The 21,964-nt window shown below is 66.1% G+C and carries 22 protein-coding genes; 14 read left to right on the top strand and 8 right to left on the bottom strand.

The features are described from left to right. The first annotated feature begins 106 nt into the window (after positions 1-106). Positions 107-544, top strand: coding sequence for a carboxymuconolactone decarboxylase family protein (locus AC1TXO_RS15340; RefSeq protein WP_486402538.1), 438 nt, complete (start codon positions 107-109; stop codon positions 542-544). Between the two features lie 26 nt (positions 545-570). On the opposite strand, the gene AC1TXO_RS15345 is transcribed toward AC1TXO_RS15340, so the two are convergent. Then, on the bottom strand, positions 571-1,584 hold the full coding sequence (locus tag AC1TXO_RS15345; RefSeq protein ID WP_486402539.1) for an AraC family transcriptional regulator: 1,014 nt from the start codon (positions 1,582-1,584) through the stop codon (positions 571-573). Positions 1,585-1,753: 169 nt separating this feature from the next. Between AC1TXO_RS15345 and AC1TXO_RS15350 the strand changes: the two genes are divergently transcribed. Genes AC1TXO_RS15350 through AC1TXO_RS15360 form a run of 3 tightly spaced genes read left to right on the top strand, consistent with a single transcriptional unit; the run spans position 1,754 to position 4,395 of the window. Further along, entirely contained in the window at positions 1,754-2,938 is a 1,185-nt protein-coding gene (locus AC1TXO_RS15350) for an acetyl-CoA C-acyltransferase family protein (protein WP_486402540.1), read from the top strand. 14 nt (positions 2,939-2,952) lie between these two features. Further along, positions 2,953-3,801 (top strand): 3-hydroxybutyryl-CoA dehydrogenase, encoded by an 849-nt coding sequence (locus tag AC1TXO_RS15355; RefSeq protein ID WP_486402541.1) that lies wholly within the window; start codon positions 2,953-2,955, stop codon positions 3,799-3,801. Between the two features lie 9 nt (positions 3,802-3,810). Then, positions 3,811-4,395, top strand: a complete 585-nt coding sequence (locus tag AC1TXO_RS15360) for a TetR/AcrR family transcriptional regulator (RefSeq protein WP_486402542.1) — start codon at positions 3,811-3,813, stop codon at positions 4,393-4,395. A gap of 12 nt (positions 4,396-4,407) precedes the next feature. Here AC1TXO_RS15360 and AC1TXO_RS15365 read toward each other — a convergent pair whose 3' ends face one another. Further along, positions 4,408-5,400, bottom strand: a complete 993-nt coding sequence (locus tag AC1TXO_RS15365; protein WP_486402543.1) for a bile acid:sodium symporter family protein — start codon at positions 5,398-5,400, stop codon at positions 4,408-4,410. Between the two features lie 126 nt (positions 5,401-5,526). Here AC1TXO_RS15365 and ampC point away from each other — a divergent pair, with 126 nt between their 5' ends. Both ampC and AC1TXO_RS15375 read left to right on the top strand, forming a co-directional pair. Beyond that, entirely contained in the window at positions 5,527-6,666 is a 1,140-nt protein-coding gene (gene ampC / locus AC1TXO_RS15370; protein ID WP_486402544.1) for a class C beta-lactamase, read from the top strand. Positions 6,667-6,975: 309 nt separating this feature from the next. Further along, complete coding sequence (locus tag AC1TXO_RS15375; RefSeq protein ID WP_486402545.1) at positions 6,976-7,311, top strand: hypothetical protein; 336 nt, start codon at positions 6,976-6,978, stop codon at positions 7,309-7,311. 44 nt (positions 7,312-7,355) lie between these two features. On the opposite strand, the gene AC1TXO_RS15380 is transcribed toward AC1TXO_RS15375, so the two are convergent. From AC1TXO_RS15380 to AC1TXO_RS15395, 4 genes are all read right to left on the bottom strand, one after another. Then, entirely contained in the window at positions 7,356-7,661 is a 306-nt protein-coding gene (locus AC1TXO_RS15380; protein ID WP_486402546.1) for a hypothetical protein, read from the bottom strand. Between the two features lie 131 nt (positions 7,662-7,792). Further along, positions 7,793-7,981: a hypothetical protein gene (locus AC1TXO_RS15385; protein WP_486402547.1), complete on the bottom strand. Its 189-nt coding sequence runs from the start codon at positions 7,979-7,981 to the stop codon at positions 7,793-7,795. A gap of 140 nt (positions 7,982-8,121) precedes the next feature. Continuing rightward, entirely contained in the window at positions 8,122-8,442 is a 321-nt protein-coding gene (locus AC1TXO_RS15390) for a YbjQ family protein (protein ID WP_486402548.1), read from the bottom strand. 60 nt (positions 8,443-8,502) lie between these two features. After that, positions 8,503-9,390, bottom strand: coding sequence for an EamA family transporter (locus tag AC1TXO_RS15395; protein ID WP_486402549.1), 888 nt, complete (start codon positions 9,388-9,390; stop codon positions 8,503-8,505). A gap of 281 nt (positions 9,391-9,671) precedes the next feature. Between AC1TXO_RS15395 and AC1TXO_RS15400 the strand changes: the two genes are divergently transcribed. After that, complete coding sequence (locus AC1TXO_RS15400; RefSeq protein ID WP_486402550.1) at positions 9,672-11,069, top strand: purine-cytosine permease family protein; 1,398 nt, start codon at positions 9,672-9,674, stop codon at positions 11,067-11,069. 43 nt (positions 11,070-11,112) lie between these two features. Here the strand turns inward: AC1TXO_RS15400 and AC1TXO_RS15405 are convergent, their stop codons facing one another. Further along, the gene (locus AC1TXO_RS15405) at positions 11,113-11,868 is read right to left on the bottom strand and encodes a class II aldolase/adducin family protein (protein WP_486402551.1); all 756 of its coding nucleotides are present in this window, start codon (positions 11,866-11,868) and stop codon (positions 11,113-11,115) included. A 152-nt stretch (positions 11,869-12,020) separates the two neighbouring features. Between AC1TXO_RS15405 and AC1TXO_RS15410 the strand changes: the two genes are divergently transcribed. The 6 genes from AC1TXO_RS15410 to AC1TXO_RS15435 all read left to right on the top strand — a co-directional run bounded on the left by AC1TXO_RS15410 (position 12,021) and on the right by AC1TXO_RS15435 (position 18,629). Further along, on the top strand, positions 12,021-13,973 hold the full coding sequence (locus AC1TXO_RS15410; protein ID WP_486402552.1) for an oxidoreductase: 1,953 nt from the start codon (positions 12,021-12,023) through the stop codon (positions 13,971-13,973). Between the two features lie 41 nt (positions 13,974-14,014). Continuing rightward, positions 14,015-14,617 carry a cupin domain-containing protein gene (locus AC1TXO_RS15415; protein WP_486402553.1) on the top strand — a complete coding sequence of 201 codons (603 nt, stop codon included), beginning with the start codon at positions 14,015-14,017 and terminating at the stop codon, positions 14,615-14,617. Positions 14,618-14,694: 77 nt separating this feature from the next. Then, positions 14,695-16,002, top strand: a complete 1,308-nt coding sequence (locus AC1TXO_RS15420; protein ID WP_486402554.1) for a substrate-binding domain-containing protein — start codon at positions 14,695-14,697, stop codon at positions 16,000-16,002. Positions 16,003-16,080: 78 nt separating this feature from the next. Further along, the gene (locus AC1TXO_RS15425) at positions 16,081-16,944 is read left to right on the top strand and encodes a LysR family transcriptional regulator (protein ID WP_486402555.1); all 864 of its coding nucleotides are present in this window, start codon (positions 16,081-16,083) and stop codon (positions 16,942-16,944) included. 110 nt (positions 16,945-17,054) lie between these two features. Continuing rightward, positions 17,055-17,972 (top strand): AEC family transporter, encoded by a 918-nt coding sequence (locus AC1TXO_RS15430; protein WP_486402556.1) that lies wholly within the window; start codon positions 17,055-17,057, stop codon positions 17,970-17,972. 48 nt (positions 17,973-18,020) lie between these two features. Continuing rightward, the gene (locus AC1TXO_RS15435; protein WP_486402557.1) at positions 18,021-18,629 is read left to right on the top strand and encodes a cell wall hydrolase; all 609 of its coding nucleotides are present in this window, start codon (positions 18,021-18,023) and stop codon (positions 18,627-18,629) included. Between the two features lie 13 nt (positions 18,630-18,642). On the opposite strand, the gene AC1TXO_RS15440 is transcribed toward AC1TXO_RS15435, so the two are convergent. After that, positions 18,643-20,811, bottom strand: a complete 2,169-nt coding sequence (locus tag AC1TXO_RS15440) for a TonB-dependent receptor (protein ID WP_486402558.1) — start codon at positions 20,809-20,811, stop codon at positions 18,643-18,645. Between the two features lie 255 nt (positions 20,812-21,066). Between AC1TXO_RS15440 and AC1TXO_RS15445 the strand changes: the two genes are divergently transcribed. Further along, on the top strand, positions 21,067-21,927 hold the full coding sequence (locus AC1TXO_RS15445) for a CAP domain-containing protein (RefSeq protein ID WP_486402559.1): 861 nt from the start codon (positions 21,067-21,069) through the stop codon (positions 21,925-21,927). The last annotated feature ends 37 nt before the right edge of the window (positions 21,928-21,964 follow it).

Below are 21,964 nucleotides of genomic sequence, written 5' to 3' on the forward strand. Positions count from 1 at the left end.
TATTGGCCTCCCGGCAAATCCGTCGATTGGCTATCGGGCGACGCCTGCCACGGCGCTACTCTGGCGCCACGCAGCACCCCTGAACCGAATTGACCGGAGAATCACCATGCATGATCGAATCGAATGGGCCAAGCACGCACCGGAGGCCTACAAAGCCATGGTCGGCCTCGAACAGACACTGGCCAAGTGCGGCCTGGAGCATTCGCTGCTCGAACTGGTCCGCCTGCGCGCCTCGCAGATCAACGGCTGCGCCTACTGCGTGAACCTGCACGCCAACGACGCACGCAAGGCCGGCGAAACCGAGGCACGCCTGCAGACCTTGAGCGTGTGGCAGGAAACCCGCTTCTTCACACCGCGCGAGCGTGCCGCCATGGCCTGGCTGGAAAGCCTGACGCGCCTGCCCGAGCGTGGTGCGCCGCAGGCCGAATACGAAGCGTTGCTGGAGCATTTCGAACCTGCCGAAGTCGCCAACCTGACGTTGGCGATTGCCACCATCAATGCCTGGAACCGCTTCGGAGTCGGCTTTGCCATGGTTCCGGCCTGAGCGATGACCGGCCCCTGCGCGGCGCGCTATGCATTGACGCCCAACTTCAGCCGGTAGCTCCCCGGGCTCTGTCCGGTCCACTTCTTGAACGCCCGGTGGAATGCACTGGGTTCCTGAAAGCCGGTCTGTTCGGCGATCTCGGCAATGCTCAGTTGCCCCGCGCGCAGGCGCTCGAAGGCCATGGCCCGGCGCACTTCGTCCTTGATCTGCTGGTAAGAGCGCCCCTCGCGCTCCAGTTGCCGGCGGAAGGTGCTGGCGCTCAACCCCTGGCGTTCGGCCATGGCGGTGAGCGTCGGCCACTGCCCGTACCTGCGGCTGCGCAAATGACGGTAGACCTCGGCCACCAGGTCGCCCTGGTTGCGAAAGCGGATCACCAGCCCCTGTGGCGCACTGCGCAGGAAGGTCTTCAGCGCTGCCAGGTCCTGCACCACCGGCAGGCGCAGCCAGGCGCTGTCGAACTCCACCTCGGTGCGCCCGCTGCCCAGGCGCAGGTCGGGCCCCCACAGCAGCGGATCGTCGTCCTGTGCCGGGCGCGCCAGGGCAAGCTCGGTGCGGTCGATGCTGATACGGCGCCCGGCGAGCCAGCACAGCAGGCCGACCACCAGCACCAGGAAGGTTTCTTCGGCATAGACCCGGGTCAGCGGATCATCGATCGTCGAATGCACGCTGATCACCGCCCGCGCGCCACGCAGCGACAGGCTGCCGCGCAGGTCGCGCAGGAACAGGGCGAAGTTGCCAAGGCACTGGCGCAGCGCTTTCTCAAGGGTCGGTTCCTGGATCAGGCCCCGGCAGATGAGGGCAAAGCTGCCCAGCGGCATGCCGTGGCTGTCGAGGCGAAAGAACTCGTCGTCCACGTCATGGATCAAGGCCAGCCACAGGCGCGCGAACGCCTTGGCCGGCACCCGCGCCTGGGGCTGCAGCAGCACCGCCGGATCGATGCCCACCGCGCGCAACTGCGCGTCGCGCGCCTGCGGACGATCGCGCAGGGCATGGAGCATGGCATTGAGAAAGTACACCGCGACCGAATCACTTTCGCGCATGACCGATATCCGCTGTCTATGCTGAGTGGCAAAAAATGCCAGGTTGACTGAACAGTTCCGGCATAGGCCCGCACCCGGCCTTTGCCTAGACTCGGACCCCATCCGCAACGGTGGCCATTGTCGCAGAGCCCGGCATCGTGCCGCCACGCCTTCGCAATCGGAGCTATATATGAGCAGCGCAGAAATCTACGTCGTCAGTGCAGTGCGTTCGGCCATCGGTGGTTTTGGTGGTTCGCTCAAGGACCTGCCACTGGCCGATCTCGCCACCGCCGTGACCCGCGCCGCCATCGAGCGCTCGGGCGTGGCTGCCGAGCAGATCGGCCACGTGGTGATGGGCAACGTGATCCCGACCGAGCCACGCGATGCCTACCTGGGCCGGGTCGCGGCGATGAATGCCGGCATCCCCAAGGAAACCCCGGCGTTCAACGTCAACCGCCTGTGTGGCTCGGGCCTGCAGGCCATCGTCTCGGCCGCGCAGAGCCTGCTGCTGGGTGACACCGACATCGCCCTGGCCGCCGGCGCCGAGTCCATGAGCCGTGGCCCCTACCTGCTGCCGCAGGCGCGCTGGGGTGCGCGCATGGGTGACCTGCAGGGCATCGACTACATGGTCGGCATCCTCCAGGACCCGTTCGAAGGCTTCCACATGGGCATCACCGCCGAGAACGTCGCCAGCAAGCACCACATCACCCGTGAGATGCAGGACGAACTGGCCCTGACCAGCCAGCGCCGCGCCGCGCGAGCCATCGCCGAGGGCCGCTTCGACAGCCAGATCGTGCCGATCGAACTCAAGACGCGCAAAGGCACTGTGCAATTCGCCATCGACGAACACGTGCGCGGCGATGTCAGCGCCGAGCAGTTGGCCGCCATGCGCACCGCCTTCAAGAAGGACGGCAGCGTCACCGCCGGCAATGCCAGTGGCATCAACGACGGCGCCGCCGGCCTGGTACTGGCCAGCGGTGATGCCGTACGCCGCCTCGGCCTCAAGCCGCTGGCCCGGTTGGTGGCCTATGCCCACGCCGGCGTCGAACCCGAGCTGATGGGCCTGGGGCCGATCCCGGCCACGCGCAAGGTTCTGCAAAAGGCCGGTCTGTCGGTGGCCGACCTGGACGTGATCGAGTCCAACGAAGCCTTCGCCGCCCAGGCCTGTGCCGTGGCCCGCGAACTGGGCTTCGATCCGGACAAGGTCAACCCCAACGGCTCGGGCATCTCGCTCGGCCACCCGGTTGGTGCCACCGGCGCGATCATCGCCACCAAGGCTATCCACGAGCTGCAGCGCATCCAGGGACGCTACGCCCTGGCCACCATGTGCATCGGCGGCGGCCAGGGTATCGCCGTGGTCTTCGAGCACGTGTGACGGGAGCTACAGCCATGACTATCCAGCAAATCGCCGTGATCGGCGCCGGCACCATGGGCAACGGCATCGCCCAGGTGTGTGCAGTGGCAGGCTTCGAGGTGCTGCTCATCGACGTCAGCGCGGCGGCACTCGAACGCGGGCTTGCCACGCTCGGCAAGAACCTCGAACGCCAGGTCACCAAGGGCACCCTCGATGCCGACAGGGCGCTGGCGGCAAAAACCCGTATCCGTACCAGCACCGACTACGCGCAGCTGTCGACGGCGCAACTGGTCATCGAAGCGGCCACCGAGAACCTCGCCCTCAAGCAGCGCATCCTGCAGCAGGTCGCGGCCAGCGTCAGTGCCGACTGCCTGATCGCCACCAACACCTCGTCGCTGTCGGTCACCCAACTGGCCGCCAGCATCGAGCAGCCCGAACGCTTCATCGGCGTGCACTTCTTCAATCCGGTGCCGATGATGGCACTGGTCGAGATCATCCGCGGCCTGCAGACCAGCGACGCGACCTACGCCCAGGCCCTGCTGGTCACCGAGAAACTGGGCAAGACGCCGATCAGCGCCGGTAACCGGCCCGGCTTCGTGGTCAATCGCATCCTGGTGCCGATGATCAACGAAGCGATCTTCGTGCGCCAGGAGGGCCTGGCCAGCGCCGAGGACATCGACACCGGCATGCGCCTGGGCTGCAACCAGCCGATCGGCCCGCTGGCCCTGGCCGACCTGATCGGCCTGGATACCCTGCTGGCGATCATGGAGGCCTTCCACGAGGGCTTCAACGACAGCAAGTACCGCCCTGCGCCGCTGCTCAAGGAAATGGTCGCCGCCGGCTACCTGGGACGCAAGAGCGGCCGCGGCTTCTTCACCTACTGAGGATGCGTCATGCCGGTCACCGCCGCCCTGCGCTGTGCCAATTTCGAGGAACGCCGTGACAGGGCCATGGCCCTGTTCGCCGAGAAAGGCTTCGGCCAGGTCAGCATGCGTGAACTGGCCGCGCATGTCGGGCTGACGGCGGGCTCGCTGTATCACCACTTCCCGAGCAAGCAGGACCTGCTGTTCGACCTGATCGAGGAGCTGTACGAGGAACTGCTGGCAACCCTGGAGCAGGGCCGACGCGCCCTCGCCCGTGGCAAACCGGCGCTGCCGGGGCTGATCGCCGCGCACTGGCAGCTGCATGCCGAAAGACCCTTGCAGTTTCGCCTGGCTGAGCGCGACTTCTGCTGCCTGAGCGAAACCCAGCAGGCGTACCTCGGCACCTTGCGCCAGGAGTACGAGGACGGCTTGCTGGCCCTGGTTGCGCCCGGCACACGTCAGGGTGGCGAGGTGCGGGCCGCTGCCGGGCACGTGCTCGGCAGCCTGCTGAACCAGCTGCCGGGCGTGCTCCAGGCTCGCGGAGTGCCCGAAGCGCAGGGCGTGGGGTTGATGGAGAGCCTGGTGGCGGGTGGCATAGAGCGAGCGCTGGTGTAGGCTCGCCTCGCCTCAGGAGGCCGCCGAAGCTTCCTCTGCTACCTCTTCGCGCGCTGCGTAGCGCTGCGCAAGCACCGCGCACACCATCAGTTGGATCTGGTGGAACAGCATCAGCGGCAGGATCATCGCCCCGATCCCGCTGCCCACGAACAGTACCTGGGCCATCGGTACCCCGGTGGCCAGGCTCTTCTTCGAGCCGGCGAACAGGATGGTGATACGGTCCTCGACACTGAAGCCCAGTACGCGGCCCAACAGGCGTGTAAGCAGCAACACGACGGCCAGCAGCACGCCACAGGCGACGAACAGCCCCAGCAGGTGCTGCGGCGAAACGGTGTTCCACAGCCCGGTCACCACGGCCTCGCTGAAAGCGGTGTAGACCACCAGCAGGATCGAGCCCTGGTCGACGATCTTCAGCCAGCGCGCATTCTTCTTGACCCAGGCACCGATCCAGCGACGGGCGATCTGCCCGGCCACGAACGGCACCAGCAACTGCAGGGTGATCTTCAGTACCGCATCGAGCCCCGAGCCGGTGTCGCCGTCGGCACCAAGCAGCAGCATCACCAGCAGCGGCGTGAGGAAGATGCCCAGCAGGCTCGAGGCCGCCGCGCTGCAGATGGCCGCCGGCACGTTGCCACGCGCCAGCGAGGTGAAGGCGATCGCCGACTGCACCGTGGCCGGCAAGGCGCACAGGTACAGCAGGCCCAGGTACAGCTCGTTACCCACCAGCGGCACGAACAGCGGCTTGAGCGCCATGCCGAGCAGCGGGAACAGCACGAAGGTGCAGGAGAACACCAGGATGTGCAGGCGCCAGTGGCCGGCGCCGGCAATGATAGCCTCGCGCGACAGCTTGGCGCCGTGCAGGAAGAACAGCAGGCCGATCGCCAGGTTGGTCAGCCAGCCGAAGGCGACCGCACCGTCCCCCGAGCAGGGCAGCAAGGTGGCGAGCAGGACCACCGAAAGCAGGGTCAGGGTGAATTTGTCGAAGAGCATGCGCAGGTACTTCATGGTAATTCCGTCTTGTCATGGTGCAAGGCACGACGATAAGGTCTGCGCTCTCTCGGCGCTAACGCCGGAACCCCCGCCAATGTCGCCAAACGGACATTGGCCCGCTTACAGGCAAGGAAACCTTCGATGCACAGCCTACGCCCCCACCTGCTCGCGATGGCCCTGGCGCTGGCCGCCACCCCGGCAGTGGCCGACGACCTGCAGCACCAGGTCGACGCCATCATCCAGCCGCTGATGCAGGCCCAACGCATTCCCGGCATGGCCGTGGCCGTCTACGCCAACGGCAAGGAGCACTATTTCAGCTACGGCCTGGCCGACAAGGCCGGCCAGCAGCCGGTGACCCGCGACACCCTGTTCGAGGTCGGCTCGATCAGCAAGACCTACACCGCGACCCTCGTCGCCCTGGCCAGCGCAAGGGGCAAGCTTGACCTCGATGCACCGGCCAGTCGTTACCAGCCGGCCTTGGCAAAGTCAGACCTGGGCTCGGCGAGCGTGCTGGAACTGGGCGCCTACAGTGCCGACTGCCTGCCCTTGCAGTTCCCCGACCAGGTGACCGACGACGCCCAGGCGCTGGTGTTCCTGCAGCAGTGGCAACAGAAGACCGAGCGCGGCACCCGCCGCTGCTATTCCAATCCGAGCCTGGGGCTGTTCGGCAACCTTGCGGCGCAGGCGCAGAAGCGCCCATTCGCCGAGCTGATGAGCCAGGACCTGCTGCCGGCCCTGAAGCTGGGGCACACCTACCTGCAGGTTCCGGCGGACGAGCGCAGGCACTACGCCCAGGGCTACGACGCCAATGACAAGCCCGTGCGGGTGAATCCGGGCGCCTTCGCCGACGAAGCCTACGGCATCAAGACCAACGCCACCGACATGCTCGCCTACCTGCGTGCCCAGCTCGACCCGCACGGTGCGCCAGCAGATATCGCCAAGGCGATCGCCATCACCCAGGCCGGCTATTTCCAGGTCGGCGACATGACCCAGGGCCTGGGCTGGGAGCGCTACCGCTACCCCGCCTCGCTCGACACCCTGCTCAAGGGCAATGGCGTTGCGATGATCCGCGAAGCACAAGTCACTGAACGCCTGAAGCCCAGCCAGCCGGCAGGCCCGGGTTACTGGTACAACAAGACCGGCGCCACCACCGGTTTTGGTGCCTATGTCGTGTTCGTACCGAGCAAGGGCATGGCCATCGCGCTGCTCGCCAACCGCAATTATCCCAATGACGAACGGGTCCGTGCGGCCCACGCGATCCTCTCTGCCGCAGTGCCCTGACAGCCGCATTTTCCCCTGTGAAAGCAGGATTGTCCGACAAGATGTAGTGCCTGAAAATTTTCACTACAAAACCATTGACGCCCTTCCCCGGCCTTGTGCATGATGAGGCCGTCTCCCTGATCGGGAGCGGTGGCAAGGGTGTTCCAGACGGCCTGCGCGGTAACGCAGGCCGTTCGTGGAGAGGGAAACTGTCCAAAAGGCAGCGTGAGAAAGCCCCTGTTGCGATGCTGCTGTAGCAGCCTTGGTAGAGCGCTACACCGTTGTGGCGCCAACTGTGAAAATCACCAACGAATGGGTAATGGGGGCTTTATGATGAACTTGAACAACAATCCTACGATCGACCAACTGGCTCAGCTGTTCGCTGCGCGCAAGGACAGCCAGGACGACCACCTGCTGTGGGTCAGCCAGACCGGCGAGGTCCGCCTCGACCGCCTGCCGGCCAACACCGTCGAAGACGAATCCGACCAGCATATGCCCGACAGCATGTGCGCCCGCTTCAAGGTCTACCGCCGTGGCCAGGGCTATGTCGGCAAGAAGGCCGCCGCCGACACCCAGTTCGTCGGGCGCGTGCTGATGACCCTGCAAGAGGAATGGCCTGCAGCCCGCGAGCGGCAGGCCGTCAAGGTGATCGACTCACGCGATTGAGCGCCCCACCGTGACCTGAGCCCGGCCCGCGAGGCCGGGCTTTTTCATGCCTGCAGACGCAGGGGCTCGTCACAGGGCGGCACCCACGCACCGGTGGCCAGGGCCCGGGCGCGATTGACGCCCCAGACCAGGGCGCGCGTCATGGTTTCACCCGGTAGCGAAGGATGGTACTCCTCGAACAAGGCCTTGCCGTCCCGTGCATAGGCACTGAGGAACAGTTGCGTGGCGCCGAGTCGCGAAAGACGCACCTGCACATCGATGCAGGTGCCATCGCTCAGTTCTTCATCGTGACAGCGGCAATGCAATTGGGCATCGGCCCATTGCCAATAGGTCTCTTCCCTGACTCGCATGGAAATCCATCCTCCTTTTCCGAAATGCCGCGCCAGAAAACCACAGCCGCAGCGGTACGGCGAGCGCTACCCGCCGATACCCTGAGCCGGATCAAGCAATCGGATGAAACAGCTGCCGTTCGGCGTAAAGATCACTTCTTCGGAGGAACCCGCGGCGTGAAGCGCCCCTTCTTGCTGCGCTGCAGATGAGCCGGCTGCAGTTGCTCGGACTCGTCCAGGGTCATGTTGGCAAAACCCAGGCGAAACGCGGCCTGACCGCAACGCACCTGGCTGTTGATCGGAAAGGTGTCGTTCAGGTCTTCGATGTAGGACTCGCTCATGCCCTGTCTCCCTCCAAAGGCGACCGCGTCGGCAAGCAGCCTGCTTGCCCAGAGAAACGCAGCGCGTTGAATTGAGACTAGCCGGTCATATGCAGACCGGTCGGACGAAGCGCCCTCGCCCGACCAATGGCATCTGGCCTCTATTTGAGGCGCACAGCCGTACCGGTGGCGAATACCACGACCATCCCGCCCTGCACCGAGGGCATGCTGATCTCGAAATCCACCCCCACCACCGCATCGGCCTGCAAGCGTCGTGCGCGCTCGAGCAACTCCTCGGTCGCCTGCTCGCGGGCCAGGCGCAGGGCGCTCTCCAGAGTCTGCGAGCGACCGCCGAAGAAGTCGCGCCAGCGGGCGAAGAAATCGCGCACGAAGTTCACCCCCTGCACCGATTCGGCGCTGACGACGCCAAGGTACTCGGCAATCGGACGACCTTCGAGCTGACTGGTGGTGGAAATGATCATGGGCGCTGCTCCGTGGCCGTGGAAAACCCTGGATGCTACCAGAGCCGCGCCCTGCACAGGTTACTGAGCGCTGGCGGCACGCAGGCGCTGGCTCAGGCGAGGTCCGAATACATTGATCAGCAGGCCCAGCATCACCAGCAGCGCGCCCCAGCCCTGGGTGGTACTGAGGCGTTCACCGAGCAGCCAGGCCGAGGAGCTCAGGCCGATCACCGGCACCAGCAGCGAGAACGGCGCCACCTTGCCCGCAGGGTGTCGCGACAGCAGCGTGCTCCACAGGCTGTAGCCGAGCATGGTGGCGACCAGTGCCAGGTAGAGCAGTGCCAGCACCGAACTCATGCCAATGTGGGTCAGCGCATGGCCGATACGCTCCGGCCCCTCCAGCCACCACGACAACGCCAGGAACGGCAGTGGCGGAATCAGCCCGCCCCAGATCACCAGCGCCACCAGGTCCACCGAGCCGAAGCGCCGGGTGATGATGTTGCCCATGCCCCACATGGCCCCGGCACACAGGGTCAGCAACAGAGCCACCAGCGGCACATGGCTGCTGTCTTCGCTGCCGATCACCGCCAGTCCACCTGCCGCGACCAGCAACCCCAGCACGCTGGCCGCGCGCAGGCGTTCGCCGAGAAACAGCGCGGCGAAGCCCAGCGTGAAGAAGGCCTGCGACTGCAGCACCAGCGACGCCAGCCCCGGCGGCATGCCGCTGTACATGGCCTGGAACAGGAAGGCGAACTGGCCCAGGGAGATGGTCGCGCCATAGGCGATCAGCCAGCGCCAGGGCAGCTGCGGACGCTTGATGAAGAGAATCGCCGGAAACGCCACCAGCATGAAGCGCAAGGCACCGAGCAGCATGGGTGGCAGGCCGTCGAGACCGACCTTGATGACCACGAAGTTGACGCCCCAGGCGACGATTACCACCAGGGCGATCAGCAGGTCCTTGACTGGCATTGCGGTGTTCCTTTTCTCAGGCTTTTCTAGACATATTTCGTTACAGCATAAGGCTATTCCGCCAACCGCAACCAGCACAGTTGCCGGCCAGGGTTGCGCAACAGTCCGCTGTTCCGTGGGGGATCATGTGGCGCAGCGGGGATCTTTTCGCGGGCAAGATTGCACCCGATGGGGTGTACGGCGTGACATTGACCATCTTGTATATACATGCTGATATAAGAGCCGAGTCATCCATCCGGATGCGCTCCCCGCCCTACAACAACAAACAAGCGGAGCCGCACATGTCCAGCAAGCCCGTGATCGAGCGGCGCTCGATCGACTACATTCCCGAAGCTGAACGCCATGGACGCGTGTACAGCCAGTTCACCCTGTGGCTGGGAGCCAACCTGCAGATCACCGCCATCGTCACCGGCGCCCTGGCCGTGGTACTCGGCGGCGATGTGTTCTGGTCGCTGATCGGCCTGTTGCTGGGCCAACTGATCGGCGGGGCGGTCATGGCCCTGCATGCCGCCCAGGGCCCGCGCCTGGGGCTGCCGCAGATGATCTCCAGCCGCGTGCAGTTCGGCGTCTACGGCGCGGCCATTCCCATGGTGCTGGTGTGCCTGATGTACCTGGGCTTCACCGCCACCGGCACGGTGCTCTCGGGCCAGGCCATCGGCCAGTTGCTGAGCGTCAGCGACAGCGCCGGCATCCTCATCTTCGCCGGGGTGATCGTGCTCGCCACCCTGGCCGGCTACCGGGTGATCCACTGGATCGGCCGAGTCGCCAGCGTGCTGGGGATCATTGCCTTCGTCTATCTGTTCAGCCGCATCCTGATGCTTGCCGACATCGGCCAGTTGCTCGACAACCGTCACTTCAGCTGGGCCTCGTTCCTGCTCGCGGTATCCCTGGCAGCTTCGTGGCAGATCGCTTTCGGGCCCTACGTCGCCGACTACTCGCGCTACCTGCCCAGCAGCACCTCGCCGCTCAAGACCTTCCTCGCCGCCGGCCTGGGCTCGGTGATCGGCGCCCAGGCCTCGATGATCCTCGGCGTGTTCGCCGCAGCGATTGCCGGCGGGCAATTCTCGGGGCGTGAAGTGGCCTACATCGTCGGCCTGGGCGGTGCTGGCACCACGGCGGCGCTGCTGTACTTCGCCATCGCCTTCGGCAAGGTGACCATCTCCACCCTGAACAGCTACGGCAGTTTCATGTGCATTGCCACGATCATCAGCGGCTTTCGCGGCAGCCTGCAGATCAGCCGCCTGCAGCGGCTGCTGTTCGTGCTCGCCATCGTCGGTGCGGCAACGCTGGTGGCCCTGCTCGGGCAGCACTCGTTCCTGACTGCGTTCAAGTCGTTCATCCTGTTCCTGCTGACCTTCTTCGTGCCCTGGAGCGCGGTCAACCTGGTGGATTACTACTTCATCACCCGCGAGCGCTACGACATCCCTGCCCTGGCCGATCCGAACGGACGCTATGGGCGCTGGAACTGGCCGGGGATCATCGTCTACAGCTTCGGCGTGCTGATCCAGATGCCGTTCATCGACACCAAGCTCTACACCGGGCCGATGGTCGCGCACCTGGGCGGGGTCGATGTGTCGTGGCTGATCGGGCTGGTAGTACCGAGCGTGCTGTACTACCTGGTCGCACGGGGCAAGGCCGCGCAGGCACCTGCGCAGCTGATCGAACCCCAGGCACATTGAGCGAAACCCTCGCCTGCTGGCGCGCGCACATGGACGCGCCGGGTCAGTCGCGGTAGTCCGGCGCGACCTTCTCCAGCAGGCGCAACAGCGCGGACCAGGCCAGTCCCATGGCGTCCGGGTCCGCCAGCTCTCCCGGCTTGAGCGGCCGGGCCGGGGCATTGAACTGTTGCTCGGTGTGCGCGCACACCTCGGGTGACGGCAGCACCACCTTCCCTGCGCTGTGCGCCGCCAGTTGAATCTCGCAGGCCTTCTCCAGGTAGAACATGCGCAGGAATGCTTCGGCCACGGTGCTGCCGACCGTCAGCAAGCCATGGTTGCGCAGGATCATCACCGGTTTGTCGCCAAGGTCGGCGACCAGGCGCTGCTGCTCGTCCATGTCCAGGGCAACGCCTTCGTAGTCGTGATAGGCCACCTGCCCGTAGAACTGCATGGAAATCTGGTTGACCGGCAGCAACCCGCTCTCCAGCGCCGCCACCGCACAGCCGGCCCGGGTATGGGTGTGCAGCACGCACTGGGCGTCATCGCGCGCACCATGGATGGCGCTGTGGATGACGAACCCGGCCGGGTTGACCGGGTGCGGCGACGCCTCCACGGCACGCCCCTGCAGGTCGATCTTCACCAGGTTGGATGCGGTGATTTCCTCGAACAGCAAACCATAGGGGTTGATCAGGAAGTGATGCTCCGGCCCGGGCAGGCGTACCGAGATATGGGTGAAGATCAGGTCGGTCATCCGGAAATGCGCGATCAACCGGTAACAGGCGGCCAGTTCCTGGCGCAGCGAGCGTTCGATGGGGTCCATGGTGTCATCCAGGTTGTTCTTGTGGTGTCGAGCTTATCCCAAGCGTGGGAGTGAACTGAAGCTAGTGCCGTCAAAGTAAAAAAACAAGTTGATTTTTTACTTAAGGTACACTTCCATGAAAAAAACAAGAACGCACGCTGGAGCCCGCACGCATGTTGACCGCCTTCGCCCACCTGTTCGAACCGCTGCAGATCCGTGGCAAACGCCTGAAGAACCGCATCATGTCCAGCGGCCACGACACCTGCCTGCCCACCGACAACCTGGTCAACGACAAGTTGGTGGCCTACCAGCGCGCCCGTGCCGAGGGCGGCGCCGGGTTGATCGTGCTGCAGGTCGCCGGGGTACATGACAGCGCGCGCTATACCTCGCATGTGCTGATGGCCACCGACGATGCCTGCATCGACGGCTATCGGCGCATCGCCCAGGCCTGCCATGCCCACGGCACCGTGGTGCTGTCGCAGCTGTTCCATCCAGGCCGGGAGATCATGGAGTCGGCCGATGGCCTGCTGGCGGTGGCCTACAGCGCGTCGGCGGTGCCCAACGAGCGCTTCCGGGTCATGCCGCGCGCCCTGGAGCAGTCGATGATCGACGAGATCGTCCAGGGCTACGCCAGCGCCGCCCGGCGCTTGCACCAGGCCGGGCTGGACGGGGTCGAAGTGGTGGCCAGCCACGGCTACCTGCCCGCACAGTTCCTCAATCCACGGGTCAATCGCCGCACCGATGGCTACAACGGCGATCTCCAGGCGCGCCTGCGCTTTCTGCGCGAAGTGCTCGCAGCCGTGCGCGCGGCCACCGACGAGCAGTTCATCGTCGGCCTGCGCATCAGCGCCGACGAGCGCGACAGCGAAGGCCTGACCGAGGATGAATCGCTGGCATCCGCCGTTGCCGTGCAGGCTCAGGTCGACTACCTGCATATCGTCGCCGGGACCTCGGCAACCCTGGGCGGTGCGGTGCATATCGTACCGCCCATGGCTATCGAACCGGCCTACCTCGCCCGCGAGGCGGGGCATTTCAAGGCACGTCTGGACATCCCGCTGTTCGTCACCGGGCGCATCAACCAGCCGCAGGAAGCCGAGCTGATCATCGCCCGTGGCCAGGCCGATGTGTGCGGCATGACCCGCGCGCTGATCTGCGACCCGCAGATGCCGACCAAGACCGAACAGGGTCGCGTCGACGACGTGCGCGCCTGCATCGCCTGCAACCAGGCCTGCATCGGCCACTTCCACCGTGGCCTGCCGATCTCCTGCATCCAGCACCCGGAAACCGGGCGCGAACTGCAGTACGGCAGCGTCACCCCAGCGGCCAGGCCCAGGCGTGTCCTGGTCGCCGGCGGCGGCCCGGCGGGCATGAAGGCCGCCGTCGTTGCGGCGGCCCGTGGCCACCAGGTGACCCTCTACGAAGCCGGCGCGCAGCTCGGCGGCCAGGTGCTGCTGGCGCAGCTCCTGCCACGGCGCAGCGAATTCGGCGGCGCCAGCACCAACCTGCAACGCGAGCTGGAACTGGCAGGGGTACGAGTAGTGCGCAACACACGCGTCGACCTTGCGCTGGTCGAGCGTGAAAAGCCGGATGTGGTCATCGCCGCCACCGGCGCTACCCCTTACTGGCCCGCATTCGAGCGCAGCGGTGAATTGCAGGTGGTGGACGCCTGGCAGGTGCTGCGCAACGAACAACCCCTGGGACGCTCGGTGCTGGTGATCGACTGGCGCTGCGACTGGATCGGCCCGGGCATCGCCGAGCGCCTGGCGCGCGAAGGCCACCAGGTGCAACTTGCGGTCAACGGCACCCATTGCGGCGAAAGCCTGCCGCTGTACGTGCGCGACCAGATGGCCGGCGAGCTGCACCGGCTGGGCATTGCCGTCACGCCCTATGCCCGCCTCTATGGCTGCGACGACAACACCGTCTACCTGCAGCACACCGCCAGTGGCGAACCGATGATCTTCGAGCAGATCGATACCCTGGTGCTGTGCCTGGGCCATCAGCCCGTCGATACCCTGGCCGGGGAACTGGCCGGGCGGGTCGAGGTACGGCGCATCGGCGACTGCCTGGCGCCGCGCACCGCCGAAGAGGCGATCCATGAGGGCCTGGCGGTTGCCTGGTCGCTCTGAGGCTGGTCATACTCGCCGTTTTACCGATGGACCGACCCTCGATGAGCCAGCGCCCCCTCGTTCCGCAACTTGCCGAAGCCGGCGCTGCAGCCCCACAGTTCCTCGGCACCCGCATCCGCGGCCTGCGCAAGCGCCGCGGCATGACCCTGGCGGAACTGGCCCGGCTCAGCGAACTGACCGCCGGCTACATCAGCCAGCTGGAACGCAACCTGTCCTACCCCTCGATTCCGGCACTGTTCAACATCGCCCGCAGCCTCGGGGTGACGATCCAGTGGTTCTTCGCCAGCGAAGCCAGCACCGCCCCTGAAGACCAGGGCTATGTGGTGCGCAGGCAAAGCCGCCTGAGCGTGCACTACGAGGACGGCGTGGTCGATCAGTTGCTCACCCCCCAGCCCAACCGCGAGCTGGAGATGCTGCACTCGCGCTTCCCGCCCGGCGCCTACAGCCAGGAGAGCTACAGCCACGAAGGCGAGGAAGCGGGCTATGTGCTGTCGGGGCGTTTCGAGCTGTGGGTCGGCGAGCGGCATTTCCTGCTCGACGAGGGCGACAGTTTCAGCTTCCCGAGCCAGGAACCGCATCGCTATGGCAATCCTGGCGAAACGGACACGGTGGTGATCTGGGTGATCACGCCGCCAACCTTCTGAGCCCATCCTCAGCGTCATTTTTCGTTCACAACACTGTCGTAATCTGCCGGACACGCCTATGCCCCAAGGATTCCGGCATGCTCCGCCCCCTTGCCCTGCTGCTCTGCATGCTGCCTCTGTCAACCCTGGCCGAGCCTGCGACACTGCGCATCCAGGGTTCCAACACCATCGGTGCAGCCCTCGGCCCGGCCCTGGTGCGTGGGCTGCTGCACAGCGAAGGCGCGCAAGACATCCGCAGCGATGCCGGAAAGCTGCCCAACGAAACCGACATCCGTGCCCACGACGAGCATGGCCAACCCTTGCTGATCACGATTGCCGCGCATGGCTCCAGCACCGGTTTCAGCGCGTTGGACAGCGGCGAGGCCGACCTTGCCGCCGCCTCGCGCCCCATCTCCGACCAGGAGGTTGTGCGCCTGCAGCGCCTGGGCGATCTGCGCAGCCCCGCCAGCGAGCAGGTCATCGGCCTGGATGGCGTCGCGGTCATGGTGCACCCCGACAACCGCCTGCAGCAGTTGAGCATCGCGCAACTGGCGCAGGTGTTCGGCGGCCAGGTGCAGCGCTGGGAGCAACTGGGCGTCCCGGGCGGACCGATTCACCTGTACGCCCGCGATGATCGCTCAGGCACCTTCGAAACCTTCCGCGCCCTGGTCCTGCAACCCCAGGCCGTGGAACTCTCGCCGCATACCGAGCGCTTCGAATCCGGCGATGCCCTGGCCGAGCGAGTCATGGCCGATCCCGCGGCCATCGGCTTCAGCAGCCTGACCACGGTGCATGGTGCCAGGCTGCTGGCGATCGCCGAAGGCGATGCACCGGCCATGCTGCCGACCCGCGCCGGTGTTGCCAGTGAGGACTACCCCCTGACCCGCCGGCTGTTCTTCTACCTGCCCGCGCAGCCGAGTGCCCAGGCCCGGGCGCTTGCCGACTTCACCCAGAGCCCGGCAGGCCAGGCCATCGTCGCAGCCCAGGGTTTCGTCTCGCAGCAGATCAAGGCCGTGCCGGTCGCCGCTCAGCCACAGATGCCTGCGCAGTACCGTGCACTGGCCGCAGAAGCGCAGCGCCTGAGCGTCAACTTCCGCTTCCAGGAAGGCAGCGCCAGCCTCGACAACAAGGCCCTGCGCGATGTGCAGCGGCTCAGCGACTACCTGCGCCAGGCCGGCAAGCTGCAGGACAAGGCGGTGCTGGTCGGCTTCGGCGACCCCAAGGAAACACCCGGTCGCGCCGCCCTGCTCTCGCGCCTGCGCGCCATGGCCGTGCGCCGGGAACTGGCACGCAGCGGGGTGCAGGTCAGGGATGTGACCGGCATGGGCGACGAGTTGCCGGTAGCCGACAACGACCAGGAACAGGGGCGCCTGCGCAATCGCCGGGTCGAGGTCTGGGTCTACTGACCTGCCCCACACTGCGCTTGCCGCCAGGGTCGCGATACGCGTACCGTGCCCGGCATCCCTGTGCAGGAGATCCACCGCGTGTCCCTCAAAGCCCTGCGTACCCTGGTCACCATCGCCCGCCACGGCACCTTCGCCCGCGCCGCCGACCTGCTGAGCCTGACGCCTTCGGCGGTGAGCCTGCACATCAAGACCCTCGAGGACGAGTTGCAGGTGCCGCTGTTCGACCGCAGCCGCCGCCAGGTGGTGCTGACCGAAGCCGGGCAACTGGCCGTGGCCCGCGCCGAGGGCATCCTCGCCGCCTATGACGAGCTGTCCGACGCCCTGGCCAGCGGCCCCAGCCTGCGCGGGCGGCTGCGTATCGGTGCGATCCACACGGTGCTGGCGCGGCGCTTGCCCAAGGCGCTGGTGTGGATCAAGGCGCACCATCCGCAGCTGCATGTCAGCGTGGTCTCCGGCATGTCGGCGGAGCTGGCGCGGCGCATCGAGGACGGCGAGCTCGACGCGGCCATCACCACCGAGCCGGTCAGCCCCTACCCGCAGAGCCTGCAGTTCACCCCGCTGTTCTCGGACCGTTTCTGGGCCGTGGCCAGCCCGGATCTTGCCGGGCAGAGCCTGGCGCAACTGCTCGCCAGCCAGCCGTTCCTGCGCTTCGACAAGCGTGCCTGGGCCGGTCGGCAGATCGAGCAGGAGCTGCGCCGCCAGCACCTGCAAGTGAGTGAGCAGATGGAGCTGGACAGCCAGGAAGCCCTGGCACGCATGGCGGCGATGGGCCTGGGGGTGGCGATCATCCCGATGAGCGACGACGACCTGCAGCGCCTGCCGCCAGCCACCGTGCTGCCGTTCGGCGAGCCGCAACTGAGCCGCCACGTGGTGCTGCTGGAGCATGAGAAGAGCCAGCGCCGCCATTTGACCGCCGTGCTCAAGACGGCCATGGGCAGTTGAGTAGTTGGCATCCATGCATTTTTTCTCAACAGCCGATGCAGAAAACAACGGTTTTTTCTGCTGACTCGCCTCGCTAACCTGTGCCGGTACCCGACCACGGAACCGCCTCCATGCTGCCTCTGCTCCTGACCACCCTGGTGCCCATCATCCTGCTGATCGGCCTCGGTACCCTGCTGCGGGTCCGCGGCTTTCTCGCCGACACCTTCTGGCCGGGCGCCGAGCGCCTGAGCTACTACGTGCTGCTGCCGTCGCTGTTCCTGCATGGGCTGGCCACTGCCAACCTCGACGGTGTGCCGGTGTTCGGCATGGTCGGCGTGCTGATGCTCTCGACCCTGGCCGGCGCGCTGCTGCTGGTGCTCTACCAGGGCGCCGCCGGCCACGACGGTGCCGACTTCACCTCGGTGTTCCAGGGCGGCGTGCGTTTCAACAACTACATCGGCGCAACGCTGGCGGCGGGCATCTATGGCAGTGCCGGGATCGCCCTGGCGGCGGTGGCCAACGCCTCCATCGTGCCGCTGGTCAACCTGCTCTGCGTCCTGGTGTTCGCCCGCTTCAGCGCGCGCCACAGCTCACCGTTGACGGTGCTGCGGGCGATCTTCGCCAATCCGCTGATCATCGGCTGTGCCGGTGGGCTGCTGCTGCGGGTCACCGGGCTTGGCCTGCCACCCGGCCTGGAGCCGACGGTCAAGGCCCTTGGCCAGGCCGCCCTGCCACTGGGGCTGCTGTGCGTCGGCGCCGCGCTCGGCGGGGCGCGCATGGGCCAGCAGGTCAAGCCGCTGGTGGCCGCTTCGGCATTCAAGTTCCTGGTCATGCCGCTGACCACCTTCGGCCTGTGCCGCCTGCTCGGCCTGAGTGGCCAGGCTGCGGTAGTCGCGGTGCTGTTCCAGGCCCTGCCCACCGCGTCCTCGTCCTACGTCATGGCCCGTCAGATGGGCGGCAACGCGCCACTGATGGCGACCATCATCGCACTGCAGACGGTCGCTGCAGCGGTGACCCTGCCGGTGATGCTGACCCTGACGCTAAGTTGAAGCCGCTTGGCTAGAATGAGTTCAGCTCACTGAAGCGGAAACCCCATCATGCGCCACTCGTGGATGCTCATCAGCCTGTTCCTGGTCTTGCCCGCAAGCGCTTTGCACGCCGCCGAGAACGCCAAGGCCATCGCCGAGGACAAGGCACAGGCGCTGGAACAGAAAGTGGCAAACGACGCCCCGCCCCCCAAGGCGCCAGAGAAGATCACCCCCACAGAGGTGCAGGCGGTGGACCCCGCCGGGCAGGCGCCGCTGGATGACAGCATCACCTGCCTTGCCCGCACCCTCTACTGGGAGGCCAAGGGCACGGACGAGAAAGACATGAGCGCGGTGGCCAGCGTGGTGCTCAATCGCGTCGGCCAGGACGGCTTCCCCGACACCATCTGCGGTGTGGTCAAGCAAGGTGTAGAGACCAGGAGCTGCCAGTTTTCCTGGTGGTGCGACGGGCGTCCCGACCAGGTCGAGGAAAAGGAGCGTTACGACATCGCCAAGGAAATCGCGCGCAAGGCCCTGAACCAGGAGCTGAAGGACAGCACCGCCGGGGCGCTGTACTTCCATGACCGCAACGTCAGCCCGTCATGGGCCAAGGTCTACCGGCGCACCGCGCAGACCAGCCATTTCATCTTCTACAAGCCCAACCCGGCGCTGGCCCGCTGAACGCAGCCAGCCATCAGAAATCGATGGTGCCGGAGAACTTGACCAGGCGCGGATCGCCCTGGGTCAGGTAGCCGCCGTTGGCCGAGGCCCAGTAGTTCTTGTCGGTCAGGTTTTCGACGTTCGCACGCAGGGTGATGTCCTTGTCCTGCACCTTGAAGCGATAGCGTGCGCCGACGTCGAAGCGGTTCCAGGTAGGAAGGCTGAGGGTATTGCCCGGATTGGCGTACTGCCCGCCGGTGCGCAGCATGCGCGCGTTCAACGCCACGCCCTCGAGCCCCGGCACGTCCCAGTCGACGCTGGCGTTGAGCTGGAAGGTCGGTACGCCCACCGCCTTGTTGCCGTCGTTGGTGCCGTTCTGGGTGTTCTTGAGCTCGGTGTCCATGCGCGTGCCACCGGCCATCAGGCGCAGGCCCTGCAGCGGTTCGCCGAACACGCTGAGCTCGATGCCCTTGTTGACCTGCTGACCGTCCTGCACGAAGACATTGCCCTGCAGGTAGCCATCGGTGGGGCGTTCGATGCGGAACACCGCCAGGTTGGCGCCGTAGGTCTGGCGGTCGAACTTGATGCCCGCCTCCACCTGCTTGGTCTTGGCCGGCGGGAACACCTGGCCGACGTTGATCGCCTGCCCCGACGCCGTGGCCCCCTGGGCCAGGCCCTGGATGCTGTTGGCGTACAGCGAGACCGACGGGTTGAGCTTGTAGACGATGCCGTATACCGGCGTGGTGACCGACTCGTCGTAGAACGCGGTGCGTCCGGCGTCCACGCCGGTGCCGCGATAGGCGTAGCCTTCTACGCGCAGTTGCTGGCGACGCACACCGGCGGTGAGCAGCAGCGTGTCGTCGAACAGGCCCACGGTATCGGACAGCGCCAGGCTGCGGTTGCGGGTCTTGCCGGTCACCCCCGGGTCGTCGAGCATGCCGCCGATCAGGGTCGGCGTGGTCGGCCGTGGCAGCGGGTTGGTGTTGTAGATGTTGGTGTTCTGCGAGCTGTAGAACACGTAGGCGTTTTCCTGCTGGGTCCAGATGCTCGCCGCGCCGAGATTCAGCTGGTGGCTGACCGGGCCGGTCTGGAAGCGGCCGTTGATGCCGGCCATCAGGCTGGTGTTATCTTCGTTGTGCGGGATCTGCGAGCCGCCGATGGTGGCGGCGCCGGTGGCCGCGTTGGTCAGCACCGGCGTGCCGTAGAAGCCGTTCTCACGGGTATGCTTGACGCCGCCGCTGATGTAGCCGCTCCAGTTGTCGTTGAAGTCGTAGTCGCCACGCAGCATGCCGAAGGTGTCTTCGGTTTCGGTCCAGGCCCAGTCCTGGCCGTAGTTATGGTCGGCGCTCGGCGCTCGGGGAATGCTGGTCACCGCCGAGCCGAGGCGCACCGAGTTGCGCATGTGGTTGACGCGCTGTTTCTGGTAGCCGATATCAGCCGACAGGCGCAGTTTGTCGCCACGGTAATCGAGGCCGGCGACGAACAGCTTGCTGCGCTGGTCCTGGTCGTCCACCGCCGTCTCGCCTTCGCGCTGCGACAGGTTCAGGCGCGCGCCGAAGCGGTTGTCCTCACCGAAGCGCTGGCCGATGTCCAGGTGCTCGCCGATCCGGCCATCGCTGCTGATGTCCTGGGTGTAACGGCGGATCGGCGTGTCGCCGGCGCGCTTGGGCTGCAGGTTGACGTTGCCGCCCAGGCCGGTGCCGGTGGGGCTGGCCCCATTGAGGAAGGCGTTCGGGCCTTTGAACAGCTCGACCCGCTCGACCGCATCGGTGGAGATCATCTGGCGCGGCAGCACGCCGTACAGGCCATTGAACGACACGTCGTCACCACTGAGCGGCAGGCCGCGGATGACGAAGACCTGGGACTGGTTGCCGAAACCGAACGACTGGCGTACCGACGGGTCGTTGAGCAGCACGTCGCCGATGTCCTCGGCCTGTTGATCCTCGATCAGTTGCGAGGTGTAGCTGGTCATGGTGAAGGGCGCGTCCATCATGTCCTGGTTGCCCAGCACGCCCATCTGCCCGCCACGGGCCACCTGACCGCCGGCAAAGGCCTCGGGCAGTTGCGTGCGCGGAGCCTTCACCGCGTCGGCGCTGATGGCGGTGGCGTCCAGCTCGAGCGGGGCGTCGGCGGCGTGCGCGGTTACGCCAAGGGAACAGCAGAGGGCAAGCAGGGTCGGACGAAAAGGACAGGAACGTGCCATGAAAGGCTCCCGATAAAGTGAATGGGCGCCTTCCTGGCATGCGTGATTGCGATTGAGTCGTGTTTATAATCGATGTTGCGAATTATTTCCAATCAATTGCACTTTTTCGCCCTTCGCCGGTCTACTGCCTCTTTTGCCGCAACAATCGATTGCCGGTGGTTTACTGCAACACACAACCTCAGGCCAAAAGCCCGTGGCTTGTGTAGGATGGGCAGCGCCAACACGAGGTCGCTGCCAGTCATAGGGAGATTCTTGATGCGCGTCCTGTCATCCGTTGCCTGCCTTGGCGCCCTGTCGCTGGGCCTGGTCGTTTCCACCAGTGCCCAGGCCGTCAGCAGCGACGAAGCGCAACTGATCGAATCGATCAACAGCTATCGCAGCCAGGCCCAGCGCTGCGGCGGCGAAGCCTCGCTGGAGCTGCCGCCGCTCAACAGCGACACGCGCCTGGCGCTGTCGCCGGAGGGCACGCGCGACCTGCAGCAGGCCATGACCCGCGCCGCCTACCCCATGGTCAACGTGCAGGCCATCAGCCTGTCCGGGCCGCGCGATGCGAAGGCGGCCATGAGCGCCATCGAGGAAAGCTTCTGCCAGGTGGTGCTCGACCCGCAGTTCGTCGACATCGGCGTCAGCCAGGAGGGTCGCGACTGGCGTATCGTGCTGGCACGCCCGCTGCTCAGCGGTCGCCTGGGCGACTGGCAGGCCGAAGGCCAGAAGCTGCTGCAGGAAGTCAATGCCGCACGCAAGCTGCCGCGCCAGTGCGGCGGCCAGCCCTTCGCCGCCGCCGCGCCGCTGACCTGGAACACCACGCTCGCCGGCGTCGCCGCCAACCACACACGGGCCATGGCCAACCAGAACTTCTTCGACCATATCGACCGCGACGGCCGCACCCCTGGCGACCGGGCCGAACTCGCCGGCTACCTCTACCAGCAGATCGGCGAGAACATCGCGGCGGGGCGTGACACGCCGCGCAAGGTGGTCGATGGCTGGCTCGCCAGTCCCGGGCATTGTGCAACGCTGATGAACCCGGACTACCGCGAACTGGGCGCAGCCTATGCCGTAGACCCGAAAAGCGATGCGGGGATCTACTGGACCGCGTTGTTCGGATCGCCGCAGTAGGCGGTCCCTCCAACTGGTCAAATGCCGCACAGGGTCT

This window comes from Pseudomonas sp. FA117 (assembly GCF_057370475.1).

Coding starts and splice junctions, on each gene's coding strand:
- AC1TXO_RS15415 (WP_486402553.1), top strand. CDS start 14,015: ATGAGCCAGCGCCCCCTCGTTCCGCAACTTGCCGAAGCCGGCGCTGCA.
- AC1TXO_RS15385 (WP_486402547.1), bottom strand. CDS start 7,981: ATGAGCGAGTCCTACATCGAAGACCTGAACGACACCTTTCCGATCAAC.
- AC1TXO_RS15345 (WP_486402539.1), bottom strand. CDS start 1,584: ATGCGCGAAAGTGATTCGGTCGCGGTGTACTTTCTCAATGCCATGCTC.
- AC1TXO_RS15435 (WP_486402557.1), top strand. CDS start 18,021: ATGCGCCACTCGTGGATGCTCATCAGCCTGTTCCTGGTCTTGCCCGCA.
- AC1TXO_RS15360 (WP_486402542.1), top strand. CDS start 3,811: ATGCCGGTCACCGCCGCCCTGCGCTGTGCCAATTTCGAGGAACGCCGT.
- AC1TXO_RS15430 (WP_486402556.1), top strand. CDS start 17,055: ATGCTGCCTCTGCTCCTGACCACCCTGGTGCCCATCATCCTGCTGATC.
- AC1TXO_RS15440 (WP_486402558.1), bottom strand. CDS start 20,811: ATGGCACGTTCCTGTCCTTTTCGTCCGACCCTGCTTGCCCTCTGCTGT.
- AC1TXO_RS15380 (WP_486402546.1), bottom strand. CDS start 7,661: ATGCGAGTCAGGGAAGAGACCTATTGGCAATGGGCCGATGCCCAATTG.
- AC1TXO_RS15340 (WP_486402538.1), top strand. CDS start 107: ATGCATGATCGAATCGAATGGGCCAAGCACGCACCGGAGGCCTACAAA.
- AC1TXO_RS15365 (WP_486402543.1), bottom strand. CDS start 5,400: ATGAAGTACCTGCGCATGCTCTTCGACAAATTCACCCTGACCCTGCTT.
- ampC (WP_486402544.1), top strand. CDS start 5,527: ATGCACAGCCTACGCCCCCACCTGCTCGCGATGGCCCTGGCGCTGGCC.
- AC1TXO_RS15420 (WP_486402554.1), top strand. CDS start 14,695: ATGCTCCGCCCCCTTGCCCTGCTGCTCTGCATGCTGCCTCTGTCAACC.
- AC1TXO_RS15445 (WP_486402559.1), top strand. CDS start 21,067: ATGCGCGTCCTGTCATCCGTTGCCTGCCTTGGCGCCCTGTCGCTGGGC.
- AC1TXO_RS15390 (WP_486402548.1), bottom strand. CDS start 8,442: ATGATCATTTCCACCACCAGTCAGCTCGAAGGTCGTCCGATTGCCGAG.
- AC1TXO_RS15350 (WP_486402540.1), top strand. CDS start 1,754: ATGAGCAGCGCAGAAATCTACGTCGTCAGTGCAGTGCGTTCGGCCATC.
- AC1TXO_RS15395 (WP_486402549.1), bottom strand. CDS start 9,390: ATGCCAGTCAAGGACCTGCTGATCGCCCTGGTGGTAATCGTCGCCTGG.
- AC1TXO_RS15400 (WP_486402550.1), top strand. CDS start 9,672: ATGTCCAGCAAGCCCGTGATCGAGCGGCGCTCGATCGACTACATTCCC.
- AC1TXO_RS15410 (WP_486402552.1), top strand. CDS start 12,021: ATGTTGACCGCCTTCGCCCACCTGTTCGAACCGCTGCAGATCCGTGGC.
- AC1TXO_RS15405 (WP_486402551.1), bottom strand. CDS start 11,868: ATGGACCCCATCGAACGCTCGCTGCGCCAGGAACTGGCCGCCTGTTAC.
- AC1TXO_RS15355 (WP_486402541.1), top strand. CDS start 2,953: ATGACTATCCAGCAAATCGCCGTGATCGGCGCCGGCACCATGGGCAAC.
- AC1TXO_RS15375 (WP_486402545.1), top strand. CDS start 6,976: ATGATGAACTTGAACAACAATCCTACGATCGACCAACTGGCTCAGCTG.